This is a genomic window from Bifidobacterium simiiventris, assembly GCF_019331715.1.
Taxonomy (GTDB): domain Bacteria; phylum Actinomycetota; class Actinomycetes; order Actinomycetales; family Bifidobacteriaceae; genus Bifidobacterium; species Bifidobacterium simiiventris.
In genome coordinates this window covers 88,232-100,135 of the sequence record NZ_JAHBBG010000004.1, presented here as the reverse complement: position 1 = coordinate 100,135, position 11,904 = coordinate 88,232, and the positions used below count along the sequence as shown (strand labels likewise).

At 64.5% G+C, this 11,904-nt stretch carries 10 protein-coding genes; 3 read left to right on the top strand and 7 right to left on the bottom strand.

Annotated features, from left to right (window positions below; translation table 11 throughout):
- Positions 1-40 precede the first annotated feature (40 nt).
- Entirely contained in the window at positions 41-985 is a 945-nt protein-coding gene (locus KIH76_RS06095; RefSeq protein ID WP_214373759.1) for a succinate dehydrogenase/fumarate reductase iron-sulfur subunit, read from the bottom strand.
- A gap of 59 nt (positions 986-1,044) precedes the next feature.
- A complete protein-coding gene (locus KIH76_RS06090) occupies positions 1,045-2,934 on the bottom strand; it encodes an FAD-binding protein (protein ID WP_214373760.1) in 1,890 nt (629 codons plus the stop codon).
- A gap of 48 nt (positions 2,935-2,982) precedes the next feature.
- On the opposite strand from KIH76_RS06090, the gene KIH76_RS06085 reads away from it, so the two are divergent.
- Positions 2,983-3,327: an MGMT family protein gene (locus tag KIH76_RS06085; RefSeq protein ID WP_214373761.1), complete on the top strand. Its 345-nt coding sequence runs from the start codon at positions 2,983-2,985 to the stop codon at positions 3,325-3,327.
- Here KIH76_RS06085 and KIH76_RS06080 read toward each other — a convergent pair.
- The 5 genes from KIH76_RS06080 to KIH76_RS06060 all read right to left on the bottom strand — a co-directional run bounded on the left by KIH76_RS06080 (position 3,304) and on the right by KIH76_RS06060 (position 9,917).
- Positions 3,304-4,716 carry a DNA-processing protein DprA gene (locus KIH76_RS06080; protein ID WP_214373762.1) on the bottom strand — a complete coding sequence of 471 codons (1,413 nt, stop codon included), beginning with the start codon at positions 4,714-4,716 and terminating at the stop codon, positions 3,304-3,306. The two genes, KIH76_RS06085 and KIH76_RS06080, sit on opposite strands and share 24 nt — an antisense overlap.
- 47 nt (positions 4,717-4,763) lie before the next feature.
- Positions 4,764-6,293: a YifB family Mg chelatase-like AAA ATPase gene (locus KIH76_RS06075; protein WP_214373763.1), complete on the bottom strand. Its 1,530-nt coding sequence runs from the start codon at positions 6,291-6,293 to the stop codon at positions 4,764-4,766.
- Positions 6,293-6,727, bottom strand: coding sequence for a YraN family protein (locus KIH76_RS06070; RefSeq protein WP_420829258.1), 435 nt, complete (start codon positions 6,725-6,727; stop codon positions 6,293-6,295). The genes KIH76_RS06075 and KIH76_RS06070 overlap by 1 nt, the downstream gene beginning before the upstream one ends.
- Positions 6,728-6,919: 192 nt before the next feature.
- A complete protein-coding gene (locus KIH76_RS06065; protein WP_236036863.1) occupies positions 6,920-8,566 on the bottom strand; it encodes a type 1 periplasmic-binding domain-containing protein in 1,647 nt (548 codons plus the stop codon).
- A gap of 130 nt (positions 8,567-8,696) precedes the next feature.
- Positions 8,697-9,917 (bottom strand): NADP-dependent isocitrate dehydrogenase, encoded by a 1,221-nt coding sequence (locus KIH76_RS06060; protein ID WP_214373764.1) that lies wholly within the window; start codon positions 9,915-9,917, stop codon positions 8,697-8,699.
- 151 nt (positions 9,918-10,068) lie between these two features.
- On the opposite strand from KIH76_RS06060, the gene KIH76_RS06055 reads away from it, so the two are divergent.
- Both KIH76_RS06055 and KIH76_RS06050 read left to right on the top strand, forming a co-directional pair.
- Positions 10,069-11,190 carry a GuaB3 family IMP dehydrogenase-related protein gene (locus tag KIH76_RS06055; protein ID WP_214373765.1) on the top strand — a complete coding sequence of 374 codons (1,122 nt, stop codon included), beginning with the start codon at positions 10,069-10,071 and terminating at the stop codon, positions 11,188-11,190.
- Between the two features lie 194 nt (positions 11,191-11,384).
- A complete protein-coding gene (locus tag KIH76_RS06050) occupies positions 11,385-11,864 on the top strand; it encodes a hypothetical protein (protein WP_214373766.1) in 480 nt (159 codons plus the stop codon).
- Positions 11,865-11,904: the final 40 nt, after the last annotated feature.

Below are 11,904 nucleotides of genomic sequence, written 5' to 3'. Positions count from 1 at the left end.
ACCACCTACTGTAATCAGAGCATACGCTCGGCAATACTGGTCAGCGTTCCTTGACCTTGGCGACGATCTGCCACATCTCTTCGCCGACGTCGATACCGCGCGGACATTGGCGCGAGCAGGCGCGCACCGACTGGCAGGCCGCCACGCCGTCCGCCGTGTCGATCGCATCGAGACGGGCGGCGGTCGCCGTATCGCGGGAATCGTTGACGAATCTGGACGCCGCGATCAGCGCGGCCGGTCCGATGAACGCGTCGCCGCCGGCGAACACCGGGCAGCTGCCCTCGCACACGCCGCAGGCGATGCAGTTCGTCAGCATCTCGTATTTGGCGAGTTGCTGCGGGTTCTGCAGGTATTCGAACACGTCCACCTTGCCGTCGTGCGTGGTGGCGAGCACGCCGTCGGCCTGCAGATACGGCTTGAGTTTGCGAATCTGATCGAGCATCGGGTCGATGTCCGCGATGAGGTCGCGCTGCACGGGGAAGCCCGGAAGAGGGGAGAGCTCGATGACGCCCAGACCATCCTCGTCGCCGGTCACGTCCGTGACGACATCCGTGGCGGGCTCGTCCGCGTCTCCGGTGCGGCGGAACCCCTCGTCGTCGGCCTGCGAGAGCCGATTCGGCCGTTTCGCCCAATCGCCGACGCTGGCCGTGCACAGTAAGGTCGGTGTGCCGTTGATCGCGACCGCATCCGAACCGCACATGCCATGCCCGCACGAATACCGGAAAGCGAGCGTCGGGTCGATGGTGCGCTTGACGGTCAGCAGGCAATCCAGCACCGTATCCTCGGGGCGGACACGCAACGTGTAGTCCTGCGTCCATTGCTTGCCTCGTGGCCGCCGGTTGCGCGAGGATCCCCCTGCGAACGGTGAACCGCCCTTCTTTGCGAACGGACTGCCGCCACGGGAGCCTCGGTCCCGCTCGGGACGCGGAGCAAACCGGTTGACCCTCAGCGTCACCGTGGTCAGCGCATCGTCGATGCCGCTCATACTTCCAGCCTCCTCAACACACAAGAAACGACATTACATTGTGCCATAAGCCGTGGCCGTCAGTATTCACGTGCCTTGGGCGGATAATCGACGATATGCGCCGGCTGCCACAGGATCCCGCCGTCGCAGGAGGTCATCGAATGGGCGAGGAACCGTTCGTCGTCTCGGCTGGGGAAGTCAAGCCGCTGCAGCGAGCCGCGAGACTCGTGCCGGGCACCGGACGCCGCGAGCATCACCTCGGCCAGAGCAAGAAGGTGGCGGGACTCCCAGATCGCGGTGATCTCCTGATTGAACGCAGCGGTGTCGCTGTGGGCGTGCAGTTCCTGTGAACGTGGCATAAGTTCGTCCCGCAGGCGCTTGAGCGCCGATTCGATCGTGTCGGCGTTGCATCGGACGGCCACGGCCTGTTCCATGACGCGACCGAGATCGGCGAGCAGCCGGTACGGGTTGTCGTCCGCGGCGTCCTCGTTCTTCTCATCCGCTCCGCCGTGTTCGGCGGGGGAAAGCAACGCCGCAAGCTCGGCTGTTCGAACCGTAGATGCGGCGTCGACGCTTGCTGTTCCCTCCTCGTCATTCATGCCGTCACTCATCGGGTCGTCCACGGGATGCTCGGCGATGCGCGCGGCCATCGTCCGGCCCGCGCGGGTACCAAACAGGCATGCATCGAGCAGCGAATTGCCGCCGAGACGGTTCGCGCCATGCACGGAGACGCACGAGCATTCGCCGGCGGCGAACAGTCCGTCGACGATTTCACGGCGTGCGGACTCGCCGTCGCCCGACCAGCGGTAAACTTCGCCGTCCGTGGTGATAGGAATGCCTCCCATCGTGTAGTGCGCGGTCGGTTTGACCGGCACCCAATCATGCACCGGGTCGATGTTCGCGTACTTGCGCACCGTTTCGACGACCTGCGGCAGCACCGCCTCCATATGATCCTTGTCGATGCCGGTCATATCCAGCCACACGCAGTCCTTCGGGCCGTCCGGATCCTTCGGATCGGCCACGCCGCGGCCTGCGTCGATCTCCGCCATGATCGAGCGGCTCACCACATCGCGCGCCGCCAGGTCACGGTGGTCGGGCGCATAACGGGCCATGAACGCCTCGCCATCGGCGTTGCGCAGCACACCGCCTTCGGCTCGCGCCGCCTCGGACAGCAGAATGCCAGTATGTGCGAGCCCGGTCGGATGGAACTGCACGAATTCGCTGTCCTCCAATTGCAGACCAGCAGCCAGGGCAAGCGCCATGCCGTCTCCGGTCAGATCCCACGAGTTCGAAGTCGTGTGGAACAATCGACCCGCGCCTCCTGTAGCCAGCAGCACATTGCGCGCATGCACCGCGTGGATCTTGCCCTCATGGGTGTCGTAGGCGACCACGCCCGCGGCCGAACGGCCGTCCTCGTCCAGCACCAGATCGGTCACATACCATTCCTCGGCGAATTCGACGCCGGCTCCCACGCACTGCTGCCACAGCGAATGCAGGATCTGATGACCCACGCGATCTGCCGCATACGCCGCACGACGCACCGGCTCCTTGCCGAAGTCGCGCGTGTGACCGCCGAAGCGACGCTGCGCTATATGCCCGTCGTCGGTACGAGAGAACGCCACGCCGTCACGTTCCAGGTTGATCACCGTCTGCGGCGCGTATTCGGCGAGCAGCTTTGCCGCATCCTGATCGACCAGCCAGTCGCCGCCCTTGACGGTGTCGTAGTAATGCCAATGCCAGTCGTCGGATTCCGCATTGCCCAGGCTCGCGGCGATGCCGCCTTCGGCCGAACCGGTGTGCGAGCGCAGCGGCTGCAACTTCGAGATCACCAGGATCTTCGGCTCGATGCCGGCCTCGCGCAGGCTGCGGATATGGTCGGAACGCAACGCTCCCAGCGCCGCGGACAGTCCGGCTGCGCCGGCGCCGACGATCACCGCATCATACATGTCTTCGATATGCTTCGGACTCATACCCTTGATTGTCGGGAGACGTCGGGACGAACGCGCGATAATGGGCGTATGACAGGAGCATTCAATCAGCGGGTGTACGACGTGGTGCGGCGCATACCGCGCGGCAAGGTCGCGACATACGGGCAGGTCGCGGCCTTGGCCGGTAACTCGCGCAACGCGAGGTTCGTCGGATTCGCGCTGCATACCAATCCCGAACCGGGAGTGATCCCATGCCATCGGGTGGTGTTCCGCGACGGATCGCTTGCTCCCGGGTTCGCGTTCGGCGGGCCGGGCCGGCAGCGCATGTTGCTTGAATCGGAGGGCGTGCCGCTCATCGCGCCGCAACCCGGTCACGGCAATGCCGGCGATGACGGCTGGCGGGTCGACCTGTCACGGTGCCAATGGCAGGCATGATCCCGCCTCCCGTCGCGTATCGTCCGCATCGTCGCGCCGCGCGTTGACGATGACGACCCCGTGACTGATTGCGATCAGTCCGTCGAGCTCCATCCATCCGAGAGACGTCAGTGTTTCGGGTAAGGACATGCCGTCGGCGCAGGATGCGATGTTCTCGGCGGTGGCGGGCAAACGCCGTTGCCGGCAGCGACGGATGGCGTCGAGAACCGGTCTCCACCGCGTGTCGCCGGAGCTTCCCGGCTGTGTCTCGTACGAATCGGCTTCCTGCCGTTCGGACGGTTCGGACCGTTTGACCTTGTTCGTTCGCGGATCGGATGTCTCAGCCAGTGTCGGTCTATGCGCCGCGTGGCAGATGTCGTCGATCTCGTCGGCGGACATGAGCAACATCGCCTCGTTATCGCGGATAAGGCGATTGCATCCGGCATTATAGGGCATGCCCGCATTGCCGGGGGCCGCATAGACCTCACGACTGAGTTCCGCGGCCCAATGAGCGGTGTTGAGCGCGCCGGACCGCAGTCTGGCCTGCGTCACCACCACCGTCGAGGCCAACGAGGCAATGAGCCTGTTGCGCAGCAGGAAGCGCCTTCCTTCGGGAATCGTGTCCGGGCACAATTCGCTGACCAGCGCACCCGAACCGCCTACGATACGTTTGAACAGTCGGTGGTTGCATTGCGGGCCGACGTGGTTCAGACCTCCGGCGAACACGGCTACGGTACGGCCGATCTCCTGCGCCGACAGACCATAGGATGCGGCGGAATCCACGGTGGACAGCGTCCCCCAGTGCGCCGCGGCATCGGCTCCCATGGCTCCGCCGGACACTACCAGATGCCCTCGTGCGGCCGCTCGCTCGCCGATCGCGCGGGCCAGCATGAGACCATACTCGTCGGCCCCGCGTGATCCGACCACGGCCAATGGCTTCGGGCAACTTGTCAATGCCGCCGGATCGCCGATTCCCCACAGGCACAGCGGGGGAGCCCAGTCCCTGCGAATGGACAGGTCGTCAAGTTGATGAGGCCATAACGGGCTGTCCGGCCCGATGATCCACTGCGTACCGTCAGCGGTGAACCATGCACGAAGGCTGTCGGCGTCCAAGGATGGCAGAAGGTCGAGCCGGGCATGCCAGCGGGCCAACGCGAGACGGAATGCTTCCGACGACCGAGCGTTCGCCTGTCGGCCCCATCGGATCAGGCCTTTGGCGAACGATTCGTCCAATGCCCGGCGTGCGGCGCGGCTGTCCGGGCCCGAACGCCGCGGGCTGCACCGTTCGATCAGCCGCAGGGCCTCGCGGGCGCAGCCCGTTCCCTTGATCGTGGCGAACATGATCGCATCGGCATCGTTGAGGCAGAAGGTGAGCATCGCCCGGGCCAGTGTTTCGTCGTCGAGAGGCATGGCACCGCTTCCGTCCGTATTCGTGACGTTTCCATGTGTGCCGGCGTTCATGTGACCCTCGCGCGCAGCATGATGCCCTGGTTCACCTCTTCGTAGCCCGGGGATATCCGTCCTGACAGATCGGACAGTGTCCAGGCCAGCCGCAGTGCGCGGTCTGCCCCGCGTAGGCTCAGCCGTTTGGATTCGAGCGCACGGTTCACCAGCGCGATCGCCTTTTCGGAAGTGTGGCGGTGCAGCCATTCCCCCGAGGCCTGCGCGTTGCATGACCATCCCAGTTTCGAAAACCGTTCACGGGCAGCGGATCGCGCCTGGATCACCGTACGACGCATGTCGCGGCTCGACTCCTCGCATCGGTCGGAACGTATCTCGATGCGGTCGACCGGCGGCACCTCCACCTGGATGTCGATCCGGTCGAGGATGGGCCCAGACAGGTGCGAGAAGTATTTGATGCGGTCCTTCTCCTTGCAGGTGCAGCGTTCCCCGTTGCCGTAGGCGAATCCGCACGGGCAGGGGTTGGCCGCCATGATCAGCTGAAAGCGCGCCGGATAGTAGGTTGAGCCCTTGGCCCGTGACAGCGACACGTATCCCGATTCGAGCGGCTCGCGCAGCGTCTGCAGCGTGCGGGTCGAGAATTCGGGAGCCTCATCCATGAATAGCACTCCGTGGTGCGACCTGGTGATGGCTCCCGGTCGTGCGAGGCCGCTGCCCCCGCCCACCAGCGATGCCGTTGACGCCGTGTGATGAGGCGCTTCGAACGGCGGCACGTCAGTGATGCCGTAATTCGGCAATGTGCCGCACAGCGAACGTATCGATGCGACCTCCAGCTGTTCGTCCGGGGTCAGCGGGCACATGATGCCCGGCATGCGTGAGGCGAGCATCGTCTTGCCTGAGCCGGGAGGGCCGGTCATCAGCATATGGTGTCCGCCCGCCGCCGCCACCTGCAACGCCCATTTCGTCATTTTCTGTCCGACGACCTCTCCCATATCGCCCAGCGGAGGCTGCGCGAACGTTTCCATATCGCCAGGCTGGGCTGCGGGTGCATCGTCCGGCAGCGTGTAGCGTGCATCACCTCCCATCATCGAAATCAGCTCCCCGACATGACGCACGGGGCGAACATCCAGGCCGTCGATCAGAGCGGCCTCATCCGCATTGGCCTGCGGTATGATCAGTCGGCGGACGCCGCGTTCCCGCGCATGCAGCATGATCGGCAACAGCCCGTGGACCGGCAGCACGGTGCCATCGAGATTCACCTCTCCGAGCACAATGGTGTCGGCTAGGCAGTCATGCGGAATCGCCCCCGATGCGCTCAGCACGCTCGCCGCGATGGCTAAATCATGCGACGACCCACGCTTGGGCATCGACGCGGGGGACATGTTCACCGTCACGCGGGTTTCCGGCCAGCGGAATCCGCTTGCCTGACAGGCCGACCTGACGCGTTCGCGAGCCTCGCTCAGCGACGCGTCAGGGAGCCCGATGATGGAGAAGTAGGGTAGTCCGGGGGAGATGAACGCCTGCGTCTGGATGATGAATGCCTTCAATCCGAACAGGCCGACCGACAATGCGCTTCCTATGGCCATCAGAACGCCTCCCTGATGTGGGTGACGCGCACCGCCTGGCCGATCGGGGCAAGAACCGCGATCACGTCGAACCTTACCGACCTATGCGCCACACGATGCTCGGGTTCCATAAGCCATTGCACGCCGGCGCGGCGCAGGTTTACCTGCTTGCGCCCGGTTACCGCCTCCTGCGGGGAACCGAACCGGACGCCGCGCCGCGTCTTGACTTCGACGAACACGATCGCGCCGTCCGGATCCAAGACGATCAGGTCAAGTTCTCCGTACCGGCAACGCCAGTTACGATCGAGCATGATGCAGTCGTGGGCTTGCAGCCACAAGGCCGCGACCTGTTCTCCCAATGCTCCGAGCTGTTTCGGACCGACCTGCGCGCGTGCCATGCGTTCGGACAGATCGTCCAGCGATGGCCGAACGCATGGCACGCGCAGGCGCGGCATGGAGTCGGCCATCGCCGTCGTTGTTGCTGTTGTTGCGATATCCATGACACCAGTGCAACAGACACGCCGCGTCGCGCACAAGGGGAACGGGGCTATGTGGACGCAACCTCGAGTCTTCGGCGTGTTGTGGATAACTGGCTGTGGATAATTTCGCTGAATATTTCCTGAATGTGGATAACTTGTCCAGACGCGTCACAGGCCCGCGTCGGCCAGAGTGATGTACCCCGGCTCAATCAACGTGGCCTTGAGATTGTAGGCACTCACCGCGAGCAGATCCTCCTCGATCGTGGCGGTGGTCTTGCCATTGACCTTGGAGGACGCCAGTGACGGCAGCGTGCCGGCGTTCGGCGTGGTGCCGTCCGCGAACAGCAGGCACGCCTTCGCGACGCTCCGAGCGAGTGCGTCCCTGTCCTCGAGCGCGGTCATCCACTGCTGTCCGGAGACGATCTGCGGCATGACGTCCACATATGCTCCGTATCCGGTGACGATCGGCCAGCGCGAATTCGTCTCCTCCGCTGACTTGTCCTTGTCCGTATCGCCTTCCGTCGCGCCTGCGTCGCTTTCGGGCGCCTTGATCGGATCCGGCACTTTCTGCCGCTGTAGGTCCTTCTTGCCGGTGATGTTCTCGACGATACCGGAGATCGTGATCGACGGGTTGATGTCAGCCGCCGAACCCGTATAGCCGAGTTCGGACAGCTCCTTGGCGACCCCGGACGCCACGTAGTCGTTCATCGCGATGACGCCGTCGATGCGCGTGTGAGCGTCGCCCGCCGAGTCCATCGTCAGCCGTTCACGCAACACGGCACGGGCATCGTCGTCCTTGACGCAGGCGAACGAGACGTCACGCCAATCGTCGACGGTGGTATCAGCGGTCAGCAACCCGGATGCGCTGATTGCCCGTCCCTGTTTGAAATACGGCCGCAACACCGACCACAGTCCCTTGAATGCCGCCTTCGCGAATACGGCGCTGTCGTCGGTCGGCTCCTGGGTATCGTCTTCGTCCTGGGAAGACGATGGGATCTTCAGCACGCCTCCCACCGTCTTGGAGGATTGCGCGGAACGCGTGGTGTACGGCAGCAGGACCTCGATGGTCTTCGGATTGTCCTTGCTGACCTTGTCCAGGTCAAGTTTGCTGACCAGCTTGAGCGCCTGTATCCGGCCGATCTGTTCCGCGGTGGACATGCGGACGTATATGTCGGGCTGGAATCCCTCGATCGTGGAGGCGAGCATGATCACGTGCATGCCGTTCTCCTGCGCGAGCTTGAGCGCCGAGACGAGACGGGACACCGCTTCGTCATTCGCAGACGTGTCGTCGCCATCGGTCGTATCAGAAGCGGACGATGATGCGACCGACTGGCTGACGTAGTCGCCATACTGCCGCACCGTGTCGTCGGCCCCCGTCACCGGGGCGACGACCAGAGTGGTGTGCGCGGCATCGTCCGACGAATCATCGCCGGAGGCCGAGACCCGGTCGACCACGTAATCTTGGATGTCGCGGCTCTGCCGGTCAAGGCTGTCGGCGGTGGACGTGGAGATGTGCTTCTTCGTCACCCCTCCGGAGATGAGCGCGTCGGTCAACGCGGGGACGAACGCCGTCCATTTGTTCAGCGGTGTGTTCCCGGAGATGGTCACGCCATCCGCCGGAGTGAACACTGCGACTTGGCCCGAGACGGCCGTCATGCCATCGTCCTGCCCGTCTTGATCGTTGCGGTCGTCGGGCGACGAGCAGGACGACACGCCCAGTATCAGGGCGGCGCATGCCGTCAGCGCGATCAGCCGTGATGCCGCCGCGGCGAGCGTGGTGATGCGTGATAAGGCCATGGTGCCTCGCAGGGTCATGATCCGTCCTTTGCCAGTCGCGTTCGGTTCGTGTCTGCGCCAATTCTAGTCGCACGACCATGAAAAAGGCTCTCGGCCGCACGGATGATGCGGCCGGGAGCCTTGAACCCGTAAGCGGAAATAAGTGGAATCAGTCGTGCAGCGCCTTGGCGAGATTCTCGTCAAGCGCGTTCATGAAGCCCTCCGTGTCGAGCCACGGCTGGTCGGGGCCGATGAGCATCGCGAGATCCTTGGTCATCTGTCCGCCTTCCACGGTGCCCACGATCACCTTCTCCAGCGTTTCGGCGAAGTGGCGGACCTCGGGCGTGCCGTCAAGGTCGGCGCGGTGCTTGAGACCGCCGGTCCATGCGAAGATCGAGGCGATCGGGTTCGTCGAGGTCTTCTCGCCCTTGAGCCAGCGACGGTAGTGGCGCGTCACCGTGCCATGCGCGGCCTCAGCCTCCACGGTCTGGCCGTCCGGCGTCATGAGCACCGACGTCATCAGGCCCAGCGAGCCGAAGCCCTGCGCCACGGAGTCGGACTGCACGTCGCCATCGTAGTTCTTGCACGCCCAGATGTATCCGCCATGCCACTTGAGCGAGCTGGCCACCATGTCGTCGATCAGGCGGTGCTCGTAGGTAAGGCCCTCGGCCTCGAACCGGTCCTTGTACTCCGTCTCGTACACCTCGGCGAAGATGTCCTTGAACTGGCCGTCGTACGCCTTGAGGATCGTGTTCTTGGTGGACAGGTACACGGGGTAGTGGCGCATCAGGCCGTAGTTGAAGCAGGCGCGGGCGAAGCCTCGGATCGAATCGTTCACGTTGTACTGCACCTGCGCCACGCCGCCGTCCGGACCATAGTCGTAGACGACGTGCTGGATCGGCTCGGAGCCGTCCTCCGGGGTGAACGTGACAGTCAGCCGGCCCGCGCCCGGCACCTTGAAGTCAGTGGCCTTGTACTGGTCGCCGAACGCATGGCGGGCCACGACGATCGGCTTGGTCCAGCCGGGCACCAGACGCGGCACGTTGCTCATGACGATCGGCTCGCGGAAGATCGTGCCGCCCAGGATGTTGCGGATCGTGCCATTGGGGGACTTCCACATCTTCTTGAGGCCGAATTCCTTGACGCGTGCCTCGTCGGGCGTGATCGTGGCGCACTTAACGCCGACGTGCTCGCGCTGGATCGCATGCGCCGCATCGATGGTGACCTGGTCGTCGGTGGCGTCGCGGTTCTCGATGCCCAGATCGTAGTAGTCGAGGTTCACGTCCAGATAGGGCAGGATCAGGCGGTCCTTGATGTCCTTCCAGATGACGCGCGTCATTTCGTCGCCGTCGAGTTCGACGACGGTGCCTTCGACCTTGATTTTGGCCATGTTCCCTCCTTGGCGGGGATATCGTGCAGATGCGGATACGCTTCCAAGTCATAACGCATGTTTGTAACGGCGCGACGGGGCCTTCCGAAACGTGGGACTGCCCAGCCCGCACCGGCACGCACTGTCACGTGCCGGCATTAGCCTTGAAGCCATGTCTCAGGAAATTGAAATCGGATTGGGCAAGAAGGGCCGTCTGGCCTATTCGCTCGACGACGTCGCCATTGTTCCCTCCCGCCGCACCCGCGATCCCGAGGACGTGTCCACCGGCTGGCAGGTGGACGCCTACGAGTTCGACGTGCCGGTCATCGGTGCCCCGATGGACTCCGTGACCAGCCCGGCCACGGCCATTGCAATGGGCAAGCTCGGCGCGCTCGGCGTGCTCGACCTCGAGGGCCTGTGGACCCGCTACGAGGACCCCGAGCCGCTGCTGGCCGAGATCGCCGATCTGCCGGCAGACAAGGCGACCGCCCGCATCCAGGAGATCTACGCGGAGCCGGTCAAGCCGGAGCTGATCACCGAGCGCCTGCACGAGATCCGCGACGCCGGCGTGACCGTGGCCGGCGCGCTCTCGCCGCAGCGCACCCAGCAGTTCTACTCGACCGTGGTCGATGCGGGTGTCGACCTGTTCGTGATCCGCGGCACCGTCGTGTCCGCCGAACACGTCAGCCGGGACCATGAGCCGCTGAACCTCAAGAAGTTCATCTACGACCTCGACGTTCCGGTCATCGTCGGCGGCGCGGCCAATTACACCGCCGCCCTGCATCTGATGCGCACCGGTGCGGCCGGCGTGCTGGTCGGCTTCGGCGGCGGCGCCGTGGCGGCCACGCGCAAGACCATCGGCGTGCACGCCCCGATGGCGACCGCCATCGCCGACGTGGCCGAGGCCCGCCGCGACTACATGGACGAGTCGGGCGGCCGTTACGTGCAGGTCATCGCCGACGGCGGTATGGGCGACTCCGGCAGCTTCGTCAAGGCCCTCGCGATGGGCGCGGACGCGGTGATGCTCGGCGCTCCTCTGGCCCGTGCGGTCGAGGCCCCGGGCCACGGCAAGCACTGGGGTTCCGAGGCCCGTCACCAGACGTTGCCGCGCGGTTTCCGTACGGACGTCGGCACGGTGGGCACGCTCGAGCAGATCCTGTTCGGGCCGAGCCATCAGGCTGACGGCCAGGTGAACTACATCGGTGCGCTGCGTCGCGCGATGGCCTCCACCGGCTACGTGGATGTCAAGAACTTCCAGCGTTGCAACGTGGTGGTCACGCCGTACGGTCGCTGACGGTGCAAGCCCTCTCCGTCGGATAACCGCGGGGCGACCACCCGCGGTTATCCACATTTGTCCACATGGCGGTGCTCCCGACACTTGACGGGAGCACCGCCATGTGTTGTTCTTGACAGGTGTCTCCAATGAGGCAGGCTCGCCTGCAACGGTTGCGGGTCGGGCAACGACCACGAAAGAACGAGAGGAAGCCCATGCACTACTACCATTCCTGGCAGGGAGACCCGATCCCTCCCGAAGACGGATTCCTGCACATCGAGCTGTCACGCAAACCGGTGCCGTACCATTTCGCCCGCTGTTTCGAAGGCGAAATCGACTCGCGCACCTGCCAGGCACTGGCACTGTCGTCGTGCCGCATCTCATGCATGGTGACCGATGTGGTGCGAGGCCGCATAGCATCGCACAAGCTGCAGCGCACGGTCGCCGGCCCCTGCCTGAGGAAACTGGACACGATGTCGGCCATCCTGACCCGTGAAAGCCGCGAACGCGCTTTTCTTGGTCACCCCATGGGCATTCTTCCGGTCATTCCTCAATCGATCAGGGGAATGCTCATCAGTCCCTCGCGTGTCGAGACGATGGCGCATCTGACGATAGGCCGCACGCATCACTGGGTGAATCTCGTGCTCCAGCAGAACGGATCACGCTGGATGTGCGTGCTTGCCGACGTCGGATAGGCCGGCAGCCGCGGCGGGCCGGTGTGCCACGCACGGGGCG

Excerpts from the sequence above, each read along its gene's own strand:
- KIH76_RS06095 (WP_214373759.1), bottom strand. The coding sequence starts at position 985 with ATGAGCGGCATCGACGATGCGCTGACCACGGTGACGCTGAGGGTCAAC.
- KIH76_RS06085 (WP_214373761.1), top strand. The coding sequence starts at position 2,983 with ATGACAGGAGCATTCAATCAGCGGGTGTACGACGTGGTGCGGCGCATA.
- KIH76_RS06070 (WP_420829258.1), bottom strand. The coding sequence starts at position 6,727 with ATGCCGCGCCTGCGCGTGCCATGCGTTCGGCCATCGCTGGACGATCTG.
- KIH76_RS06090 (WP_214373760.1), bottom strand. The coding sequence starts at position 2,934 with ATGAGTCCGAAGCATATCGAAGACATGTATGATGCGGTGATCGTCGGC.
- KIH76_RS06080 (WP_214373762.1), bottom strand. The coding sequence starts at position 4,716 with ATGCCTCTCGACGACGAAACACTGGCCCGGGCGATGCTCACCTTCTGC.
- KIH76_RS06060 (WP_214373764.1), bottom strand. The coding sequence starts at position 9,917 with ATGGCCAAAATCAAGGTCGAAGGCACCGTCGTCGAACTCGACGGCGAC.
- KIH76_RS06075 (WP_214373763.1), bottom strand. The coding sequence starts at position 6,293 with ATGGCCATAGGAAGCGCATTGTCGGTCGGCCTGTTCGGATTGAAGGCA.
- KIH76_RS06065 (WP_236036863.1), bottom strand. The coding sequence starts at position 8,566 with ATGACCCTGCGAGGCACCATGGCCTTATCACGCATCACCACGCTCGCC.
- KIH76_RS06050 (WP_214373766.1), top strand. The coding sequence starts at position 11,385 with ATGCACTACTACCATTCCTGGCAGGGAGACCCGATCCCTCCCGAAGAC.
- KIH76_RS06055 (WP_214373765.1), top strand. The coding sequence starts at position 10,069 with ATGTCTCAGGAAATTGAAATCGGATTGGGCAAGAAGGGCCGTCTGGCC.